The sequence below is a fragment of the Paenibacillus sp. NMA1017 genome, assembly GCF_058895805.1.
In genome coordinates, this window is the sequence record NZ_JBZXYR010000018.1 from 1 (window position 1) to 21,378 (window position 21,378).

General features: G+C 45.7%; 22 protein-coding genes and 1 rRNA gene. All 23 read left to right on the forward strand.

Annotation, left to right across the window (positions count from 1 at the left end; genetic code table 11):
- The first annotated feature begins 224 nt into the window (after window positions 1-224).
- Window positions 225-341 (forward strand): 5S ribosomal RNA (gene rrf, locus AC5ELV_RS24805).
- Between the two features lie 164 nt (window positions 342-505).
- The gene (locus AC5ELV_RS24810) at window positions 506-1,693 is read left to right on the forward strand and encodes a GNAT family N-acetyltransferase (protein WP_493432296.1); all 1,188 of its coding nucleotides are present in this window, start codon (window positions 506-508) and stop codon (window positions 1,691-1,693) included.
- A 538-nt stretch (window positions 1,694-2,231) separates the two neighbouring features.
- Complete coding sequence (locus AC5ELV_RS24815; protein ID WP_274482868.1) at window positions 2,232-2,696, forward strand: CtsR family transcriptional regulator; 465 nt, start codon at window positions 2,232-2,234, stop codon at window positions 2,694-2,696.
- A gap of 83 nt (window positions 2,697-2,779) precedes the next feature.
- Window positions 2,780-3,304 (forward strand): protein-arginine kinase activator protein McsA, encoded by a 525-nt coding sequence (mcsA, locus tag AC5ELV_RS24820; RefSeq protein ID WP_493432297.1) that lies wholly within the window; start codon window positions 2,780-2,782, stop codon window positions 3,302-3,304.
- A 28-nt stretch (window positions 3,305-3,332) separates the two neighbouring features.
- Complete coding sequence (gene mcsB / locus AC5ELV_RS24825; RefSeq protein WP_322158412.1) at window positions 3,333-4,397, forward strand: protein-arginine kinase McsB; 1,065 nt, start codon at window positions 3,333-3,335, stop codon at window positions 4,395-4,397.
- A gap of 44 nt (window positions 4,398-4,441) precedes the next feature.
- Window positions 4,442-6,886, forward strand: coding sequence for an ATP-dependent protease ATP-binding subunit ClpC (clpC, locus tag AC5ELV_RS24830; protein ID WP_023990572.1), 2,445 nt, complete (start codon window positions 4,442-4,444; stop codon window positions 6,884-6,886).
- A gap of 240 nt (window positions 6,887-7,126) precedes the next feature.
- Complete coding sequence (gene radA / locus AC5ELV_RS24835) at window positions 7,127-8,500, forward strand: DNA repair protein RadA (protein WP_013312184.1); 1,374 nt, start codon at window positions 7,127-7,129, stop codon at window positions 8,498-8,500.
- Between the two features lie 12 nt (window positions 8,501-8,512).
- On the forward strand, window positions 8,513-9,589 hold the full coding sequence (disA, locus tag AC5ELV_RS24840; protein ID WP_013312183.1) for a DNA integrity scanning diadenylate cyclase DisA: 1,077 nt from the start codon (window positions 8,513-8,515) through the stop codon (window positions 9,587-9,589).
- 54 nt (window positions 9,590-9,643) lie between these two features.
- Window positions 9,644-10,390, forward strand: coding sequence for a CDP-diacylglycerol--serine O-phosphatidyltransferase (pssA, locus tag AC5ELV_RS24845; protein ID WP_013312182.1), 747 nt, complete (start codon window positions 9,644-9,646; stop codon window positions 10,388-10,390).
- A gap of 192 nt (window positions 10,391-10,582) precedes the next feature.
- The gene (locus AC5ELV_RS24850) at window positions 10,583-11,668 is read left to right on the forward strand and encodes a PIN/TRAM domain-containing protein (RefSeq protein WP_023990569.1); all 1,086 of its coding nucleotides are present in this window, start codon (window positions 10,583-10,585) and stop codon (window positions 11,666-11,668) included.
- A gap of 70 nt (window positions 11,669-11,738) precedes the next feature.
- Complete coding sequence (ispD, locus tag AC5ELV_RS24855) at window positions 11,739-12,437, forward strand: 2-C-methyl-D-erythritol 4-phosphate cytidylyltransferase (RefSeq protein ID WP_493432298.1); 699 nt, start codon at window positions 11,739-11,741, stop codon at window positions 12,435-12,437.
- Window positions 12,434-12,910: a 2-C-methyl-D-erythritol 2,4-cyclodiphosphate synthase gene (gene ispF / locus AC5ELV_RS24860; RefSeq protein ID WP_025723806.1), complete on the forward strand. Its 477-nt coding sequence runs from the start codon at window positions 12,434-12,436 to the stop codon at window positions 12,908-12,910. Before ispD ends, ispF begins: the two co-directional genes overlap by 4 nt.
- A gap of 39 nt (window positions 12,911-12,949) precedes the next feature.
- The gene (gene gltX / locus AC5ELV_RS24865) at window positions 12,950-14,410 is read left to right on the forward strand and encodes a glutamate--tRNA ligase (RefSeq protein WP_493432299.1); all 1,461 of its coding nucleotides are present in this window, start codon (window positions 12,950-12,952) and stop codon (window positions 14,408-14,410) included.
- A 487-nt stretch (window positions 14,411-14,897) separates the two neighbouring features.
- A complete protein-coding gene (gene cysE / locus AC5ELV_RS24870) occupies window positions 14,898-15,578 on the forward strand; it encodes a serine O-acetyltransferase (protein WP_493432300.1) in 681 nt (226 codons plus the stop codon).
- Window positions 15,579-15,602: 24 nt separating this feature from the next.
- A complete protein-coding gene (gene cysS / locus AC5ELV_RS24875; protein ID WP_493432301.1) occupies window positions 15,603-17,006 on the forward strand; it encodes a cysteine--tRNA ligase in 1,404 nt (467 codons plus the stop codon).
- Entirely contained in the window at window positions 17,003-17,461 is a 459-nt protein-coding gene (locus tag AC5ELV_RS24880) for a Mini-ribonuclease 3 (RefSeq protein ID WP_493432302.1), read from the forward strand. The genes cysS and AC5ELV_RS24880 overlap by 4 nt, the downstream gene beginning before the upstream one ends.
- Before the next feature lie 55 nt (window positions 17,462-17,516).
- Window positions 17,517-18,263: a 23S rRNA (guanosine(2251)-2'-O)-methyltransferase RlmB gene (gene rlmB / locus AC5ELV_RS24885; protein WP_493432303.1), complete on the forward strand. Its 747-nt coding sequence runs from the start codon at window positions 17,517-17,519 to the stop codon at window positions 18,261-18,263.
- Between the two features lie 4 nt (window positions 18,264-18,267).
- Window positions 18,268-18,789, forward strand: a complete 522-nt coding sequence (locus tag AC5ELV_RS24890) for an NYN domain-containing protein (protein ID WP_007432599.1) — start codon at window positions 18,268-18,270, stop codon at window positions 18,787-18,789.
- A gap of 162 nt (window positions 18,790-18,951) precedes the next feature.
- On the forward strand, window positions 18,952-19,596 hold the full coding sequence (gene sigH, locus AC5ELV_RS24895; RefSeq protein ID WP_016324748.1) for an RNA polymerase sporulation sigma factor SigH: 645 nt from the start codon (window positions 18,952-18,954) through the stop codon (window positions 19,594-19,596).
- A gap of 334 nt (window positions 19,597-19,930) precedes the next feature.
- Window positions 19,931-20,080, forward strand: coding sequence for a 50S ribosomal protein L33 (rpmG, locus tag AC5ELV_RS24900; protein ID WP_023990562.1), 150 nt, complete (start codon window positions 19,931-19,933; stop codon window positions 20,078-20,080).
- Window positions 20,081-20,100: 20 nt separating this feature from the next.
- Window positions 20,101-20,292, forward strand: coding sequence for a preprotein translocase subunit SecE (gene secE, locus AC5ELV_RS24905; protein ID WP_013312170.1), 192 nt, complete (start codon window positions 20,101-20,103; stop codon window positions 20,290-20,292).
- Between the two features lie 22 nt (window positions 20,293-20,314).
- Entirely contained in the window at window positions 20,315-20,848 is a 534-nt protein-coding gene (gene nusG / locus AC5ELV_RS24910) for a transcription termination/antitermination protein NusG (protein ID WP_007432596.1), read from the forward strand.
- 73 nt (window positions 20,849-20,921) lie between these two features.
- Window positions 20,922-21,347 carry a 50S ribosomal protein L11 gene (gene rplK / locus AC5ELV_RS24915; RefSeq protein ID WP_007432595.1) on the forward strand — a complete coding sequence of 142 codons (426 nt, stop codon included), beginning with the start codon at window positions 20,922-20,924 and terminating at the stop codon, window positions 21,345-21,347.
- Window positions 21,348-21,378 lie beyond the last annotated feature (31 nt).

Below are 21,378 nucleotides of genomic sequence, written 5' to 3' on the forward strand. Positions count from 1 at the left end.
GGTAGATAGGTTGGGGGTGGAAGTGCAGTAATGCATGGAGCTGACCAATACTAATCGGTCGAGGGCTTATCCTAAAAATAAAACGCAAATAAGTTTCGGATCCAGTTTTCAGGGTGTAACCTTGAAGGTATGTAGAAGTACATACGAAATACGCATTGAAATTCATTCACACAGCTGTGATGAACCGAGTTTCAATACGGAAGAATTTGCGTAGCAAATTCATGTTTGGTGGCGATAGCGGAGGGGTTCCACACGTACCCATCCCGAACACGACCGTTAAGCCCTCCAGCGCCGATGGTACTTGGACCGCAGGGTCCTGGGAGAGTAGGACGTCGCCAAGCAAAAGTGAAAAGGATGATAATCTCACTGAGATTATCATCCTTTTTTTATGCGTTTTTGGATGACCAGTTGCTTCGAAGGTTGACAGAGAGACTGGGGTTTGCCACACTCTAAGTGTGTAACCTTTTTTTTGGACGCCCAAGTATACAAGCGAGGTGACGAAGTTATGGAGATCAGACAATTACAACGTGAGGAATTTGAAGCGGCTATTGAATTATCTCAATATGCTTTTCAGTTTACAATGTCCCTAGAGGATCTAGAAAAATCCAAGAAGAAATTCAAACCAGAGCAAACATGGGGAATATTCGACGGACATGAATTAAATGCTAAACTGACTTTGTTACCGCTTCAGGTATACATAAACGGTCAGGTTTTTGATATGGGGGGCATTGCTGGTGTGGCAACATGGCCAGAAAAGCGTCGCGGAGGCATGGTGTCACGTTTGTTGACGCATGCGCTTGAAGAGATGAAGTCTGCGGGACAAAGCCTTTCTTTTTTGCATCCATTCTCCTTTGCCTTCTATCGTAAATTTGGATGGGAAACGTATACAGAGTACAAAAAATACGTCATTTCCATTGATAAATTCCCTACAAAACTTAAAACAGAAGGTACAGTCAAACGCGATATCAAAGATATTTCAGAACTGGACCAAGTGTATCAAGCGTATGCATCTCGTTATAATGGTACGCTGGTACGAGATAAGGAATGGTGGCAAGAGCGGATTTTAAATGAGAATTATCGAACTGCGGTATACTACTCAGAAACAGGTGATCCTCAGGGATATGCACTATACAAAATTGAAGATAAACAGTTGAATTGTGATGAGTTGGTATATGAAAATGAGATGGCTCGTCGGGCTTTATGGACTTATTTTGCAAATCATGACTCAATGATAACCCAAGGTAAATTTATTTACGTTCCAGCAGATGATAATTTGCCATTTTTACTTGATGATCCACGAATTCAACAGGAAACTGTGCCTTATTTTATGGGCCGTATTGTGGATGCAGCTGCTTTTGTAGAAAGATACCCTTTTGAGCAAGTTGGAGAGGAAACACGTTTAAGCTTAAATCTGACAGATCGGTATGCTCCATGGAATGAAGGAGTATGGAGATTAACAATTACTACGGAAGGGAAAGGACATTTGGAGAGAGTGGATACAAGCAATTCATCTGAAAATGCTATGGTAGCTGACTTGAAACTTGGGATTCAGTCACTGACGACTCTGATGCTTGGCTACCAGCAGGCTGATGATCTGTATAAGTGGGGACGTATTGAAGGCAGCAGTGAGTCTGTGTCTGCCCTTAAACGCGTAATACCAGTAAAACAAACATTTTTATTGGATTTTTTCTGATAAAGGCCTATTTAGATCGTCTAAGCTCATCTTTCAGAGAATATAACTTGTGTGGTTATCATTATTTTCAAAACTCTTTCTGTAATGGGAAGAGTTTTTTTATGGTATTGTATAAAACATAATTAGATTGCGAAAAATGGTATTGACCCCTTGGCAAAAATGAATAATGTGCTATAATGTGAATATAGTCAAAGAAAGTCAAAGTCAATCAAACCTAGTGTGATTCTGTAGAAGTATTATGCTGATGGATTGGCCGTATGAAGTAATTTCGATAGCAAAGAAGCAAACGAGGATTGAAATGATTTGCGTATAGTTAGGAGCTGACTCTTATGAACATAAGAGAAGTGTATGATTAATCGCAAATAAAGGCCACACTAGAGACAAAACGGTACAATTCCAATGGATGTAGAACAGGCAATAGCCTGAATACAGCTCAGATTCGTGACTTTACCGTTTGGTTAAGTTCAATATACGGCGGACTCTGTGGAGCGTGAAATGTACTTGAATACTTGCGTTTCCGTTAGTGGAGGATGATGAAATGCGCAATGTTTCCGATATTATTGAACAATATTTGAAGAGTATATTGCTGGAAAGTCCCCAAGGTTTAGTGGAGATTCAGCGCAATGATCTGGCTGACCGCTTTTCCTGCGTACCGTCGCAAATTAATTATGTAATTAGCACCCGGTTTACGCTGGAAAAAGGCTATGTGGTGGAAAGTAAACGCGGTGGCGGGGGTTACATTCGCATTCAGCGAATTCAGCTGCCTGCACAGCATGCCATTCATACACATCTTCATCAGAGCATCGGGGAAGAAATTAGCCAATCGGCAGCAGAAGGACTGATTTATCAGTTAGAGGAAGCTCATTTTTTAAGCAAAAGGGAAGCTAGTCTAATGAAGGCTGCTTTATCGAGGGATACATTATTACTGAAGCTTCCCTATCGTGATCAACTGCGAGCAAGATTGCTTAAGGCTATGCTGATCTCGTTGCTGGCGACCAAATAGCCAATAGCCATTAACCAGTAAATAGAGACTAACGTTTGGATGTAGGGATGGGTATAAATCCTGACATTGAAGGAGGTGCTTTTATGCTGTGCCAAGAATGTAATATGCGGCCGGCAACTTTGCATTTCACCAAAATTGTGAATGGCGAAAAGACAGAGTTTCATATTTGTGAGACGTGTGCCAAGGAAAAAGGGGAGATGATCCCTGGAACACCTAACGGCTTTTCGATTCATAGCTTGTTGTCGGGGATGCTGGATTTTGACTCCAGTACAAAGAGCCAGTCTCCAGGCCACAGTGGTCCGCAGAACCTGCAATGCAAGGATTGTGGCATGACCTATGCACAGTTTAGTAAGTTGGGACGTTTCGGATGCCCGTCGTGCTATCAATATTTTGATAGTCGTCTGGACCCTCTGTTCAAGCGTGTGCATGGCAGTACGAGTCATGTTGGTAAAGTTCCGGTTCGCACTGGAGGCCGACTGAAGGTTAAACGGCAAATTGACGATTTGAAAAAAGAGATGCAACAGCATATTGTACAGGAAGAATTCGAATCAGCTGCTGAGCTTAGGGATCAAATCAGAGAGCTTGAAAAAGAAATGACTGAAGAGTAAAGTTTGTGAAGAGTAGGAGGGATGCGTAATGCCCAATATTCGGTTTACGGAAAAGCCGCTAAGTGACTGGATGCGTGGCGATGCTGCGGATTCGGAGATTGTCATTAGCAGCCGGGTGAGAATTGCGCGTAACTTGCAGCATCTGCCTTTTCCCATGCTTGCTACCAATCAGCAGTCGGAAGAAGCACTTCAACGCTTGACGGATATCCTTCAGTATGATGATTTAGGCGGTTTTGGTACTTTTCATACGTTGAAAATATCCGAGTTGGATGAGATCGACAAGCAGGTGCTGGTTGAGAAGCATTTGATTAGTCCTAATTTGGCGAACGAATCTCGTAACGGTGCTGTCTTAATTAGCGATGATGAATCGGTTAGTGTTATGATAAACGAAGAGGATCATCTGCGTATCCAGTGCTTATATCCGGGATGTCAGGTTAGAGAAGCTTGGGAACGTGCTATGGTTATTGATGATGCATTTGAAGCGCATGTTGATTATGCATTTGATGATCGGAGAGGTTTTCTGACCAGTTGTCCGACGAATGTCGGCACAGGTATGAGAGCTTCGGTGATGATGCATTTGCCTGCATTAGTCATGACTCATCAAATCAATCGTATATTGTCTGCTGTTTCACAGGTAGGTCTTACAGTTCGTGGCATTTACGGTGAAGGCAGCGAAGCGGTCGGAAATTTGTTTCAGGTGTCTAATCAGATTACACTGGGACAAACCGAAGCGGAGATTATTGAGAATCTACATGGCGTGGTGCTACAAATTATTGAGCACGAGCGTTCTGCCAGAGAAAGGCTAATGAATGAATCTATGCTGCGAATTACAGATCGGGTGATGCGTTCATTCGGTATTTTGTCATATGCAGCAGTATTGGATTCCAAGGAGGCTGCACAGCGGCTGTCCGATGTACGTCTTGGCGTAGATTTAGGAATTTTGGAGCGTCCTTCCACCGCAGCGATGAATGAGCTGAATGTGATGACACAACCCGGATTCCTGCAAAAAAGTTTTGGAGATAAAATGAATACCGGTGAGCGCGATATGTACCGGGCGAAGCTGATCCGGCAAAAATTAGGCACAACCCTTTAATATATAGAATGATCTGAAATACACACTGTGGAGGTGCAGGATATATGATGTTTGGAAGATTTACGGAACGTGCACAGAAAGTGCTTGCTTTGGCTCAGGAAGAAGCTGTTCGATTGGGACACAACAACATTGGCACAGAGCACATTTTGCTAGGCCTCATTCGTGAAGGTGAAGGAATAGCAGCGAAAGCCTTAATCGGTTTAGGGCTGGGACTGGAAAAAATCCAGGATGAAGTGGAAACGCTGATTGGACGCGGTCAAGAGCAACCGACGAACATTGCCTATACTCCACGCGCCAAAAAAGTCATTGAACTGTCCATGGATGAAGCCCGCAAACTGGGTCATACCTATGTAGGTACAGAACATATTTTGCTTGGTCTTATTCGTGAAGGCGAAGGCGTAGCAGCACGTGTACTGAACAACCTGGGCATCAGTCTGAATAAAGCGCGTCAGCAAGTGCTTCAATTGCTCGGCAGCAGCGAGGCGGTTTCCAGCCATCACGGTGCTCCAGCTAATGTCAGCACGCCAACCCTGGACAGTCTGGCACGCGATCTGACGGCATCTGCGAAGGAAAACAACCTGGACCCTGTTATTGGGCGTAGCAAGGAAATTGAACGCGTAATTCAGGTGCTCAGCCGCCGTACAAAGAACAATCCGGTTCTGATTGGTGAGCCTGGGGTAGGTAAAACGGCAATTGCTGAAGGATTGGCACAAAAAATCATAGCGAATGAGATTCCCGAAACGTTGCGTGACAAGCGCGTAATGACACTGGATATGGGTTCTGTGGTAGCAGGCACCAAGTATCGTGGTGAATTCGAGGATCGTTTGAAAAAAATTATGGACGAGATTCGTCAAGCGGGAAATATCGTGTTGTTCATTGATGAGCTGCATACGTTGATTGGCGCTGGTGGAGCGGAAGGCGCAATTGATGCGTCCAACATCCTGAAACCTGCTCTGGCACGTGGCGAGCTGCAATGTATCGGTGCGACCACGCTGGATGAATATCGCAAATATATTGAGAAAGATGCTGCCTTGGAGCGTCGTTTTCAACCAATTACAGTGGATCAACCTTCTCCAGAAGAGGCGATTCAAATCTTGTATGGTCTGCGTGATCGTTACGAAGCGCATCACCGTGTAAAGATCACAGATGAGGCTATTGAAGCGGCCGTAAAATTGTCAGATCGTTATATCACCGACCGCTTCCTGCCAGATAAGGCCATTGACCTTATTGATGAAGCGGGCTCCAAAGTAAGGCTGAATTCTTACACTGTACCGCCAAACCTGAAACAGCTGGAAAACCGTCTGGAAGATATCCGTAAGGAAAAGGACTCAGCGGTACAAAGTCAGGAGTTTGAAAAAGCGGCAGCGTTGCGTGATACAGAGCAAAAAATCCGTGAAGAACTAGACGTGACGAAAAACCAATGGAAAGAACAACAGGGTCGTACAGATTCTGAAGTTACGCCAGAGGATATCGCTCAAGTCGTTGCAATCTGGACAGGTGTTCCAGTCAGCAAACTGAAAGAGGAAGAAACACACCGCTTGTTGAATATGGAAGAGTTGCTGCATGAGCGGGTAATTGGACAGGATGAAGCAGTTAAGGCAGTAAGCCGGGCGATTCGCCGGGCACGTGCCGGACTGAAAGATCCGAAGCGTCCAATCGGTTCCTTTATTTTCCTCGGTCCAACTGGGGTCGGTAAAACAGAGTTGGCACGCGCCTTGGCTGAATCCATGTTTGGAGATGAAAATGCGGTTATCCGTATCGATATGTCCGAGTATATGGAGAAGCACTCCACGTCCCGTCTGGTAGGAGCACCTCCAGGGTACGTTGGATATGAAGAAGGCGGTCAACTGACTGAGAAGGTACGTCGTAAGCCATACTCTGTTGTGTTGCTGGATGAAATTGAAAAGGCACACCCAGAAGTATTCAATATTCTTCTGCAAGTGCTGGAAGATGGTCGTCTAACAGATTCCAAAGGGCGTGTCGTCGATTTCCGTAACACACTCATCATCCTAACATCTAATGTTGGTGCACAGGCGATTAAACGTAACTCCACGCTTGGCTTTACAGCTGTAGTGGACGCTGGGGCGGATTACGATAATATGAAGGGCAAAGTGATGGATGAACTGAAGAAAAGCTTCCGTCCTGAGTTCTTGAACCGGATTGATGAAATTATCGTTTTCCATTCTCTCGAAGAAAAACATATTGCCGAAATTGTGTCACTCATGTCTGAGGAGCTGCGTAAGCGCCTAAATGAGTATGAGGTGGACTTCGAGTTGACAGACAACGCTAAAAAATTCCTTGCCAAGGAAGGCTTTGATCCAGCGTATGGTGCGCGTCCATTGCGTCGTGCAATCCAGAAGCATATTGAAGATCGCCTGTCCGAGGAACTGTTGACTGGCAACATTACTAAAGGTGATTCTCTCTTTATTGATGAGGAGAACGGTGCATTGACTGTAACGAAAAAGGATAATGTATCTGCCAAGTCCTAAAGCAGTTTACTAAATAAATAGTAGAAAAGGGTGTCTCGCAGGCTGGAAAGCTATTGCGAAGACACCCTTTTTGTGTATAAAACACGGTGAAAAGGTTGGGTAAATGCTTTGGGAAAGTTTGTGATATTGCTTTACGTCCGCCAAGCTTCAATGGTAAACTTTTATTGTTACAGCTCTTTCTGGGCTGTATGAACATAAATTTGACATCATCGTCGTCAATAAGGAGCCAGGGAACAAAGTATGGCTAAAGTGAAAACTAAATTTTCCTGTACGGAATGTGGTTATGAATCGCCCAAATGGTACGGAAAATGTCCTGGATGCCAGGCATGGAATTCCATGGTCGAAGAAACGGAAAGCGTTGTAAAAACTCAAGGAATGGGGTCTTCCCTTCTTACTCATAGCACAAAAGACAAGCCACTCCCTATTATAGAGGTGGAGAGTGGCAAAGAAACACGAATTTTGACGGGGATTGGCGAATTGAATCGAGTACTCGGTGGAGGTGTGGTGCCGGGTTCACTCGTTTTGGTGGGCGGTGATCCGGGAATCGGTAAATCTACGCTTATGCTGCAAACATCTAATGAGCTGGCTTTAACGGGTTTAAAGGTGCTGTACGTGTCTGGTGAGGAATCTGTCCGTCAAACAAAACTACGTGCAGATCGGCTCGGTGCCTTGTCCCCCAGTCTATACGTATTATGTGAGACGAATTTGGAGACGATTGAAGAAGCGGTGGACAGCCTGAAGCCAGAGTTTCTGGTCATCGACTCGATACAGACCGTATATTTACCTGAGGTGACGAGTGCACCAGGTAGTGTGGCTCAGGTGCGGGAGTGTACTTCACGCTTTATGCGAATTGCCAAGGGACTAGGTATTGCTACGGTATTGGTAGGACATGTGACCAAGGAAGGGGCCATTGCAGGCCCACGTTTGTTGGAACATATGGTTGATTGTGTGCTTTATTTTGAAGGAGAGCGTCATCATACGTATCGGCTTTTGCGTGCAGTTAAAAACCGTTTCGGTTCTACAAATGAAATCGGTATTTTTGAAATGGCTGAAAGCGGTTTGCGTGAGGTGTCAAATCCTTCTGAACTTTTCCTGTCTGAACGACCACTGGGGGTGGCGGGTTCTACTGTTGTCGCCAGTATGGAAGGAACCCGACCTGTATTGGTTGAACTGCAAGCATTGATTGCAGCTACGCATTTTCCATCTCCACGCCGAATGGGCACAGGAGTCGACCATCATCGAATGGGATTAATCATAGCCGTGCTAGAAAAGCGGATGGGCATGTTTTTGCAAAACCAGGACGCTTATCTCAACGTAGCCGGAGGCGTAAAGTTGGATGAACCGGCGGTGGATTTGGCTATAGCTGTGAGCATTGCTTCCAGCTTTAGGGATGCTCCTACAAAGCCGTATGATGTGATTTTTGGCGAGGTGGGACTGACAGGTGAGGTGCGCGCGGTATCCCGAGCAGAACAGCGAGTACGGGAAGCGGAGAAACTAGGTTTCAAACGGGTGATCATGCCGGAGAAAAGCTTGAAGGGCTGGACACATCCGAAAGGGATACAAATTATAGGAGTAGGAACGGTGGCAGATGCACTGGCAGCCGCATTAGATTAGGGGGCATTGAGAATGAAAGAAGCGAGCCAACTGGATAAAATGAACGATTTGCTGCGGCTTGTGGCACCGGGAACTCCCTTTCGCGACGGGTTGGAAAACGTTTTGCGTGCCAAAACGGGTGCTCTTCTGGTCGTTGGTTATAGCCCAGAAGTTATGGAAGTCGTGGATGGCGGTTTTTCCATTAATTGTGATTTTTCGCCGAACTATTTGTATGAGTTGGCTAAAATGGACGGCGCAATCATATTGAGCGAGGATTTAAAACGAATTTTATATGCCAATACGCAATTGATTCCGGACTCCTCCATTTCTTCAATTGAAACAGGAATTCGGCACCGGACAGCAGAACGAGTTGCAAAGCAGACTGGCAAACTAGTGGTGTCTATTTCCCAGCGGCGTAATATTATTACCTTGTATCAGGGGACATTACGGTATGCGCTCAAGGAAATCGGGGTTATTTTAACCAAAGCCAATCAGGCTATTCAGACATTAGAAAAATATAGATCCGTGTTGGGGCAAGCCTCTACGAATTTGACAGCATCTGAATTCGAAGAGCTGGTTACCATGCCGGAGGTCGTTAATGTCATCCAGCGGATCGAAATGGTGCTGCGCATCAAAATGGAAATCAAACGATTTATTAACGAGCTCGGAAATGAGGGCCGTCTGATTAGTATGCAGATGGAAGAGCTTGTCAGCAACATTGAGGAAGAAGCATGGTTGCTGTATAAGGATTATGCCAAAGACGATAGCGACGAGAAGATTCGTGAAATTATATTGGGACTCAAACGTTCTACGGACGACGAATTGTTGGATGTGAATCATATTGTACGTTTACTAGGCTACCCTTCTTCAGCTGCGACATCAGAGGAGTATATTGCTGCACGCGGCTATCGGGTACTGAACAAGATACCGCGTTTGCCGAATGTGATTATTCATAATCTGGTGGAGCGGTTTGGACGTTTTCCACATGTCATCACAGCAACGATAGAAGAACTGGATGAAGTGGATGGTATTGGAGAGGTTCGTGCGCGTACGATTAAAGAAGGTCTTAAACGTTTGCAGGAACAAGTTTTCATTGACAGGCAAATGTAAATGTAATACAGTGAAAGGATTATAATGGAACAATTCATACATTGAGGTGAAGAGATGATTACCAAATCAATTCCGAACATGTGTACCTTAGGTAACTTGTTTCTCGGAATGATCGCCATTTTATTGGCTGTAGACGGAAAATACAGTCTTGCCGCTATTATGGTTATTGTCGCCATGTTGTTGGACGGACTGGATGGAAGAATGGCCCGGGTCCTGAATGCCCAAAGCGAATTCGGTAAAGAACTGGACTCCTTATCAGATATGATATCTTTTGGTGTTGCTCCCGCAGTTATTATGTACATGGTTGCTTTTCATGATGCGAATTCGGCTCTCGCTTGGACGGTTACTGCCATTTTCCCGATGTGCGGAGCGTTGCGTTTGGCTCGATTTAACGTACGTCCTGGTGTACCAGGTTATTTTACGGGTTTGCCAATTCCGGCAGCAGGTGGCGTATTAGCTACTTTGTCCTTATTCCATAACGATATTTCATTGTTATACATGTCGATTGCCATGTTGCTGGTTTCTTATTTGATGGTCAGCTCCATGAAATATCCGAATTTTAAAAAGGTCGGCCTCCCGAAAAAAGCGATCTGGGTTGCTCCATGGGTCGTAATTGCAGCGGTGGTGTTGGCTGTTAAATTCCCTGACCAGCTGTCGAAGCTGATTTTTGTACCGCTGGTGCTGTATGCATTGTATGGTATGAAGCTGAACATTCGTAAGCTGTCACGCAGACGTGGACGTGATCGGGAGCGTTCCAGTCAGGAAGAACAGGACGATCAATATCGCCATTCACAGCGTTAGTATCAAGCAAGAACAAGAATAAGCATTTATTTCCTTGAAGCATTTCAGGGAGATAAATGCTTTTTTTATGCATAAAAAGTGAAAACACAGGGTTAGTTACGTGGGAAATGGATCATACTGGTAAGAGAAATGCTATGTATCCAACAAATAGCAGACTATATGAAAAGAAAATAAAGGAGGTATAGAGACTCAATGTGGAGAAAGGCTATTTTAACTTTTACAGGATTGTGCGGAGCATGGTTTGGCTATACGTTATACCAGCGGGTAGGAGGCATTGTAACGTGGATGCCGCAATGGTTGAGTGATGGGTCTTTACCGGGAATGATTGTTTGGATGATGGCGGGAGCAGTGCTATTTATGGCTGGGTGTTCATTCGCAGGGGCATCCGTGGCGAATCGATTGCAGCAGGGCATTGAAGGCTTGGTACGAATTCCGATGAACGAGATGATGGCAGGTGTGATTGGTTTAGCGGTGGGATTGATACTTTCCTTAGCAGTTTACCCGCTTTTTTCATGGTTGGGGGCCCCGGGTCAACTTATCCAGACCGCTGTTACCGTGATATGCGGATATGTAGGATTAATGGTTGGGCTAGAAAAGCGGGACGAGCTGTCATCCTTTTGGAGTTCTGGTTTTTTTGGTCGGGGAACGGGTGTAGAAGAACGCAAGCTGGAGGAACATAAAATATTGGACACCAGCGTCATTATAGATGGGCGTATTGCGGATATTTGCAAGACAGGTTTTATTGAAGGAACAATTGTGATTCCTGAATTTGTGCTGGAGGAGCTTCAGCATATTGCAGATTCATCAGATTTACTTAAGCGTAATCGTGGACGGCGAGGTCTGGATATTTTGAATAAAATCCAAAAAGAACTGGATGTAAATGTGCTCATTTACGAAGGTGATTTTGAGGAAATTTCAGAGGTCGACAGTAAGTTGGTCAAGCTGGCAAAGGTGTTGCAGGGTAAAGTTGTAACTAATGATTTTAACCTGAATAAAGTATGCGAACTGCAAGGTGTATCAGTGCTGAATATTAACGATTTGGCGAACGCAGTGAAGCCTGTCGTACTGCCTGGTGAGGAAATTATGGTGCAGATTATTAAAGACGGCAAGGAGCATGGGCAGGGTGTAGCCTATCTGGATGATGGCACGATGATTGTTGTAGAAGGCGGACGTGACTATATTGGTTCTCTGATGGAGGTGCTGGTCACGAGTGTACTTCAGACCTCGGCCGGACGTATGATCTTTGCCAAACCGAAATTATTGGAAAAAGCTCAATAAACGCGGTATGATGAAGTAGATGTGTTATCATACGGATCGTCCAAGTGCGATCAAGGCAGGAGTTATTTGAATGAACAATCGGGTAGGAGTTGTCATTGTGGCAGCAGGGCGCGGCTCCCGTATGGGGACGCAGGAGAGCAAGCAATTTCTGCTTTTGCGGGACAAGCCCATCTTCATACATACACTTGAAATATTTGCAGCTATGCCCGAAGTGGATGAAATGGTGATGGTGACTGGGACAGAAGATGTGGAACGCTGCCGAGATTGGATTCATCAATACAAAATCGGTAAAAATGTACGGGTGGTGGCTGGTGGTAGTGAACGTCAGCATTCGGTTTATCGCGGTCTGCGCCACTTACAAGCGGATTGGGTGATGGTGCATGATGGTGTGCGTCCACTCATTCAACCTGAGCTTGTACGTTCATGCCTTGAGGCAGCCCAGCGTACTGGTGCTTCTGTAGCGGCAGTACCTGTAAAGGATACGGTCAAGCAAGTGAACGGGGATGGTATCATTACAGCAACGCCGGATCGCCGAAGTCTGTGGAGTATTCAAACGCCACAGACTTTTCGTCTTTCCGATCTGCTGCAAGCCTATGAGGAAGCGGAGCAGTCGGGATTCTTGGGAACAGATGATTCTATGCTGATAGAGCGGCTAGGAATTCCGGTTACTGTCGTTCAAGGCAGCTACAAGAACATCAAAATTACTACGCCTGAGGATTTGGATATGGCGGCGTTATGGGTAAAAACAGAGGGAGAGGATATCAAATGATCAGAGTGGGACAAGGATTTGACGTCCATCAGCTGGTGGAAGGAAGGCCATGCATCATCGGAGGTGTGAATATTCCGTATGAAAAAGGTTTGTTGGGCCATTCCGATGCAGACGTGCTGCTGCATGCCATTAGCGATGCTATCCTGGGCGCGCTTGGCTTGGGAGACATCGGGAAGCATTTTCCGGATAACGACCCAGAATTTAAGGATGCCGACAGTCTTAAGCTACTGGAGCATGTGTGGGGACTAGCTAAAGAGCGAGGATATCGCTTGGGGAATATTGATTCTACGATTATCGCACAAAAGCCCAAAATGGCATCGTATATTCCGCAGATGAATGAGGTCATCGCACGGGCGCTGGAAGCAGAGGAGCTATCTCAGGTGAACGTCAAGGCGACCACGACAGAGCAACTCGGGTTTCCCGGACGGGGTGAAGGAATCGCGGCTCAATCGGTTGTCTGTCTTATCAAGTAAATGCTATCATCTTGAGTAATTCAATTTGGAGGAGATTATATGAGCACGGAAGTTCGTGTACGCTATGCACCAAGCCCTACAGGGCATCTGCACATTGGAAATGCCAGAACGGCATTATTTAATTATTTGTTTGCCCGCAATCAAGGTGGGAAATTTATTATTCGCATTGAAGACACAGATGTGAAGCGCAATATTGAGGGCGGAGAAGAAAGCCAACTTAAATATTTGAAATGGTTGGGTATGGACTGGGATGAGAGCGTAGACGTGGGAGGCGAGTTTGGACCTTACCGTCAGACTGAACGCTTGGACATATATAAAACATACTGGCAGGATTTGCTGGATCGTGGTTTGGCTTACCGCTGTTACTGCACTGAAGAAGAGCTGGAGCGCGAGCGTGAAGAGCAGACGGAACGTGGGGAGACACCACGCTATTCTGGAAAACATCGTAATCTAACAGAAGAACAGTGCCAGGCATTTGAAGCAGAGGGCCGTGTACCAAGTATTCGTTTTCGCGTACCGGAAGATCGTGAATATACGTTTGACGATATCGTGAAAGGTCAAATTACGTTCAATTCCAAGGAAAGCGGCGATTTTGTAATCGTCAAAAAGGACGGTATTCCGACATATAACTTCGCTGTAGCGGTTGACGATTATTTGATGAAAATATCGCATGTATTACGGGGCGAAGACCATGTTTCTAATACACCGCGGCAGTTGATGATCTTTGAAGCTCTCGGCTGGGAGCCGCCGCGCTTCGGTCATATGACGCTGATTGTAGGCGAGGATCACAAAAAGCTCAGTAAACGTAACGAATCCATTATTCAGTTCATGGAGCAGTATGACAAGTTGGGCTATTTGCCAGAAGCTATATTCAACTTCATTGCACTGCTGGGTTGGTCCCCGGAAGGCGAAGAAGAGATCTATGATCGGGAACAACTGATTTCGATTTTTGATCCTAATCGTTTGTCCAAAAGTCCAGCTGTGTTTGATACAAATAAGCTTGCTTACCTGAACAATCACTATATTAAAAAGGCTGATCCAGAACGAATTGCCAGTATGGCGATTCCACATCTCCAGGCAGCCGGGCTGTTGCCGACTGAACTGTCTGCGGAACAACTGGATTGGGCTAAGGCCCTCGTTCGCTTATACCAGGAACAGATGACTTCTGCGTCCGATATTGTAGCGTTGTCTGAGTTGTTTTTCCGTTCACATCTGGAACTGGATGCTGAAGCAGCAGCTGTATTGGCCGAAGAGCAGGTTCCTGAGGTACTTAGAGCTTTTGCAGGTAAAGTTGAAACGAGCGAGGAATTTACAGCTTCACAAATGGCTAAGCTGATTAAGGAAGTTCAAAAGGAAACCGGTTTTAAAGGAAAACAACTATTCATGCCGATTCGTGTGGCCCTTACAGGCCAAACTCATGGACGGGATCTGAATGAAACCATCTTTTTGCTCGGACGTGACAAGGTACTGGATCGTCTCAAGGCACAAATTAAAGGCTGATATTTCTTGTCAATTTGTTGTCTTTTCGCTATAATGACTCCATTGATACGGATTGATATTTACGTGTAAAGGCTGCGAACAGGAGAAGTACACTGCATATGGGCATCTGCCAGAGAGGACGGTCGAGGGGAAATCCCTGGCTGAGAGCCGTCCAGATGACCTGCGGAGGAAATGCGCCTGGGAGCCGTGCGCCCGAACTCTCATTAGCGTCAAATGCTGATGTGGCAAGGGCGTGCCGAGTCGTTCCCGTTACAGGACGTCAAAGACGAACTGCTCTGCTTTTTATACAGCAGATATGTTCGAAGCAGAGTGGGACCACGTTCATGCGTCTCTGCAGCTTAGGCTGCGGAGGCGCTTTTTCTTTTTTATCAGACTCAGACTCGGTATAGATTGAAAAATGTCGAAGAGTACTGGTGGATGCGGAAATTGGCGAAACGTGAAGTGTTGTGAAGATGCGGCAAGGATATGAAGGGAATAGGAGGGCGACATGTTCAGACATTTCAAATCCGACATTCAGACTGTTTTGGATAATGATCCGGCCGCCCGAAGTAAGCTGGAGGTCATTTTTACGTATTCCGGCGTTCATGCCCTTTGGGCACACCGAATCGCACATTGGTTTTATTTGCGAAACTGGTGTACTCTAGCCCGTGTTATATCCCAGGTATCGAGGTTTATGACAGGTATTGAAATTCATCCTGGCGCTCGTATCGGAGAGAGGCTGTTCATTGACCATGGCATGGGAGTTGTCATCGGTGAAACCTGTGAGATTGGCGACGATGTCGTATTGTATCAGGGGGTCACACTCGGCGGGACTGGGAAAGAGAAAGGGAAGCGCCATCCGACCATTGGGAATAATGTTGTTATCGGCTCGGGTGCGAAGATATTGGGCTCTTTCACGATTGGGGCACAGTCCAACATTGGCTCCAACTCGGTTGTGCTCAAAGAAGTTCCACCAAACAGTACGGTGGTGGGCATCCCGGGACGAGTTGTCAGACAGGATGGTAGGCGTCCAGACCGACTTAGTCATCAATTGCCTGATCCGGTTGTGGACTCTATGCGAGAGCTTCAACGGGAAATAGAACGTTTGCGTGCAGAAATGTCTGATTTGAAGGATGGGGCATCCGCTCAGAAACATCACGCGACCCAAGAGAATAAATTAGAAAAATGATTTTCATGAGGGAGGAACATAACAATGCCGCTTCAAATTTATAATACAATGACCAGGAGTCGGGAGCCTTTTGTGCCACTGGAGCCTGGAAAGGTTAAAATGTATGTATGCGGACCTACCGTGTATGATTACATTCATATTGGCAATGCACGACCTGTAATTGTATTTGACGTGGTGCGCAGCTACCTGGAGTACTTGGGCTATGATGTAAACTACGTGGTGAATTTTACGGATGTCGATGATAAATTAATCCGCAAAGCTCGGGAACTTGATATGGAGGTTTCGGCAGTTGCTGAGAAATTTATTGCTGCCTACCATGAGGATCTTTCAGGATTGAATGTTCCTGCTGCCAGCATGAACCCTCGTGTAACAGAGAGCATGGACCTGATTATTGATTTTATTAAGGAATTGGTAGACAAAGACTATGCCTATGAAAATGATGGCGATGTGTTCTATCGAACCAAAAAGTTCAAAGATTACGGACAACTATCAGGTCAAAATCTGGAAGAACTTCAGTTCGGAATTCGTATCAATGTGGATGAACGCAAGGAAAATGCCGAGGACTTTGTACTCTGGAAGGCAGCGAAGCCGGGCGAAATTCATTGGTCGAGCCCTTGGGGAGATGGACGACCAGGCTGGCATATCGAATGCTCTGCTATGGCTCGCCATTATTTGGGGGATACACTGGATATTCATGGGGGCGGACAGGATCTGCAATTTCCGCATCATGAATGTGAATGCGCACAATCCGAAGTGATTACAGGTAAGCCATTATCTCGCTACTGGATGCATAACGGATATATTCGCATAGATAATGAAAAAATGTCGAAATCACTCGGTAATGGTATTTTGGTTAAAGATTTGCGCGCTCATCACAAGCCGGAGGCTTTACGTTATTTTATGTTGTCGACGCATTACCGAAATCCGTTGAACTACAACCAAGAGACTATGAGTCAGGCGGAGAACAGTGTCGAGCGGATCGCCAATGCAGTTGCCAATGTGAAGCATCGTTTGGCTAATGCGCTGGAAGGTAATGGGGGAGTATCGACGGAACTGCAAACGAAGCTCGACGGAATTTTGCAGCAGTTTGGCGAAAAAATGAATGATGATTTCAATACACCTGATGCGATTACTGCTGTATTTGATTGGGTTAGCGAAGCAAACCATTTGTTGCAGCGAGATGTCGTACATCAGGCGGAACTACAAGCTGTATTGCATACCTTTCATTCGATGAATAGCGTACTTCGCATTTATTCGGAACCGAGTGAAGAGTTGCTGGATGACGAAATTGAGCAGTTAATTGCAGAACGTGTCGAAGCTCGTAAGACCAAAAACTGGGGTAGAGCTGACGAAATTCGCGATCTGTTGGCTTCAAAAGGCATTGTGCTTGAAGATACGGCGCAGGGTATGCGGTGGCGGCGAAAATGAGTGATAAGCCACTGAACTCAGGAGCATCGGAAAGTACGGGGAACTGGTTCCCGTACCCTGCGTCCAAGCCAGCTCGTTTGATGCCCCCTATTGCACTAGCTTATATTGGTGATGCAGTGTATGAGGTAGCTGTCCGGCAATATTTGTTGGCACAGCCTAACCTGCGTCCAAATCATCTGCATCGGCGAGCCACTGGGCTAGTCTCCGCCAAGGCGCAGAGTCGCATGTTGGGGCTATTGGAAAAGGTACTGACGGAAGAAGAACGCGATATTGTTCGACAAGGAAGAAATGCTAAATCAGGAAGTTTGCCCAAAAATGCTGATGTGCTTGAGTATCGGCACGCCACTGCACTGGAAGGGTTGATTGGATCTCTTTATTGTGATGGACATTTGGACAGATTAAGAGAGTTGATTACGTACGGAATTGCACAAATGGAAAATACAGAAAAATTATAAATGGGAACGGACTGGATGGAACAAGCATCAGCCGTTTCCCGGGAGGAAGCTAGAGATGGAAGAAGAATGGATTGCCGGTAAGCATTCGGTAACGGAGGCATTGCGTTCAGGCAGAACGATAAATAAAATCTGGATTGCGGATAATGCACAAAAACATTTGACGCTGCCGATTACAGCTGAGGCGAAAAAAGCAGGAATTATTGTCTTGCAGGTGGACAAGCGCAAGCTGGATCAAATGGTTCCAGGCATTCAGCACCAGGGAGTGGTCGCGCAAGCTGCGCCTTTTGCCTATGTTGAAGTGGAAGAATTGCTCGCCACTGCTCGTGCTAAGGGAGAAGAGCCGTTTTTGATTTTGCTTGATGAGATTGAAGACCCTCATAATCTGGGCTCCATCCTTCGTACAGCGGACTGTACTGGAGCACATGGTGTTATTGTGCCGAAAAGGCGTTCTGCAGCTGTAACTGTAACGGTGTCCAAAACATCGGCAGGTGCTGTGGAGTACGTCCCGGTAGCGCGTGTAAACAATCTGGGACAAACCATTGATCGTCTTAAAGAAGAAGGTGTATGGGTCGTTGGCACGGATGTTACAGCGACAGATCCTGTCTTTGGGAATGGAGTATTCACGGGGCCGGTAGCCATTGTCATTGGTAACGAAAATAAAGGAATGGGCCGTTTGATCCGTGAGAAATGCGATGTACTCGTCAAGCTGCCAATGGCTGGGCAAATTAATTCCCTTAATGCTTCTGTAGCTGCAGGTGTTGTCATGTACGAAGTATTGCGCGGACGACAGGCACGGGGCTAACGATATGGCTGACACGCGGGATGTTCTGCTTGTGGACGGTTACAACATGATTGGAGCCTGGCCCGAACTTTCCGCACTGGTACAATCTGGTATGCAGGAAGCGAGGGACAGACTTCTTGAACGACTGGCGGATCATCAGGCGTATTCCGGCAGAAGAGTCATCGTCGTATTTGATGCTTACAGGGTGCCAGGATTAGGTAAAACTTTTGCTCAGAGCAAAGTCCAGATTTATTTTACCAGAGAAAAAGAAACTGCTGATGAGTGCATCGAGCGATTGGTTCGGGAGCTGAGCAGTAAAAGAAGAAGTATTTACGTAGCGACAAGCGATCAGGTAGAGCAACATGTCGCATTTGGACAAGGTGCACTCAGGGTGTCGGCGCGGGAATTACTGATCGAGATTGAGGAATCCGAAAGGGAAGTGCAGAAGCGAATCCAGCAGGATAGTGCCAAATTGTCCCGTAATTCGCTAGATGCCAAACTGAGCCCGGAGCTTCGAAAGTTGTTTGAACGATGGAGAAGAGAATGACCCAATAATTGGACACTCCTCCATTTTGAAACCATTGACAATTTTGTTAGCGCTCTTCTTTTTTAGGTTGTTGTGGTTGACGGTATCAGGTTACATCGCGTATACTTGTCGTATATTTGAGAGAGTAACGGGTACCTTGCGTTGCAGCCGGAGGGATTGTTAGTGAGTGTGGACCTCAAGGATATCATGTTGTCAAAGTTTGATTACAAAAATGATGAAGACATTGTCGGAGCAGTCCATGAAGGTGATGGGGAAGCGCTGGAGTTTCTGATCAACAAATACCGGAACTTTGTGCGGGCCAAGGCCAGATCCTACTTCCTGATTGGTGCTGATCGCGAGGATATTATTCAGGAGGGCATGATTGGTCTCTACAAATCCATTCGTGATTTTAAGGGAGACAAGCTTGCTTCGTTCAAGGCTTTCGCCGAGTTGTGCATTACACGACAGATTATTACGGCAATTAAGACGGCTACACGACAAAAGCACATTCCTCTGAACTCTTACGTATCTCTGGACAAGCCCATCTATGATGAAGAGTCAGACCGGACGTTGCTCGATGTGATTTGCGGAACACAAGTAAGTGACCCTGAAGAGCTGATAATCAATCAGGAAGAGTTTGTGGGTCTTGAGGACAAGATGTCCGAGATTCTGAGCGAGCTGGAACGCAAGGTACTTATGTTGTATCTGGACGGCCGTTCGTATCAGGAAATTGCAGAGGATCTTGACCGCCATGTGAAATCCATTGATAACGCGCTGCAACGGGTCAAGCGTAAACTTGAAAAGTATCTGGAAGTAAGAGATAGTTGAAAGTAGAGGCTGACAGGGAAAAGGCTCGAGTCCGAGTCTTTTTTTATTCGTTATAGGTAGGCAATGCAGGTTTATAAGTGTTACAAATGATTTATACTAAAAAAGATGAATAATAGATATCGCCTTGATTTTTGAAGCAGCTTTTCAGAGAACAGTTTTAAAGGATGCACAGATGTTAAAATGCACCACAGCCGGGACTGCGAATTGTATGCAAACATTCGTTGACATGGAAAACCCCGTGTGATAAAGTGTTTTAGGTAGGCCTAAATTCGCGGTTTTTTTTAGGATCAATTATGAGACTTCCGGTGTTGGATGTCTTCGGGAGGTGCACATCATGCGGGTAATTATTACTTTGGCTTGTACAACATGCAAACAAAGAAATTACACAACGACGAAAAACAAGCGTAATCACCCCGACCGCATGGAGATGAAGAAATTCTGTAAGTCCTGTAACGAACAGACTTCTCATCGGGAAACCAGATAGTTTTTGGAGGTGTAGTCGGCGTGAAACGCAGTTTCAAGTCTCTGTTTTCCTTTTTCTCTGAAAGCTGGGCTGAACTCAAGAAGGTTCGCTGGCCCAATCGTAAAGAACTGACCAACTATACGCTGATTGTCATAGGGACAATTGCGTTCGTCACGATTTATTTTTGGGTTCTCGATATCGGCATTTCCGCTGTGATCGAAGCGATTATCTAGGAAGGGTTCCAGGTGGCTTGATATGGAAAAAAGATGGTACGTCGTTCATACCTATTCAGGGTATGAGAACAAAGTCAAAGCCAATTTGGAAAAACGCGTTGAGTCCATGGGCATGGAAGACAAGATATTCCGTGTTCTTGTTCCTATGGAAGAAGAACTGGTAACCAAGGACGGTAAGAAAAAAACCGTTATGCGTAAAGTCTACCCTGGTTATGTCTTAGTCGAAATGGTCCAAACCGACGACTCTTGGTATGTTGTACGCAACACACCAGGTGTTACGGGATTTGTAGGGTCGACAGGCTCGGGTTCCAAACCGACGCCATTGCTTCCAGAAGAAGTTGAACAGATTCTGAAGCATATGGGCATGGTAGAGCCGAAACCGAAGATTGAATTCGATGTTAAGGAATCCGTGCGAATTAAAGTTGGTCCTTTTGCGAATTTTGTGGGCTCCGTGGAAGAGATTTTGGTTGAGAAGAGCAAGCTTAAGGTTCACGTCAACATGTTTGGACGGGAAACCCCGCTTGAGTTGGATTATACTCAAGTGGAGAAAATATAGATTTTTCTTACAGGTTTCTTGTGGGAGGATCGATAGGTCCGTCTACCACTATTGAGTCAAGGAGGTGTCATCCATGGCAAAAAAGGTAATTAAAATGGTAAAACTGCAGATTCCTGCAGGGAAAGCTAATCCAGCGCCTCCAGTAGGTCCAGCTTTGGGTCAAGCAGGTGTCAACATCATGGCATTCTGTAAAGAGTTCAATGCTCGTACTGCTGATCAAGCAGGCCTGATTATTCCGGTTGAAATTTCGGTATTTGAGGATCGTTCTTTTACGTTCATCACCAAAACTCCACCGGCTGCTGTTCTGTTGAAAGTTGCTGCTAAAATCGAAAAAGGTTCCGGTGAACCGAATAAAACGAAAGTTGCAACTGTAAATCGCGCTGCTGTTCGTCAAATTGCAGAGCAAAAAATGCCTGACCTTAACGCAGCTTCCGTAGAATCGGCAATGCGTATGGTTGAAGGTACTGCTCGCAGCATGGGTATCACCATCGTAGATTAATTTCATTAATCTACGTGTGCCGGCAGTTTGA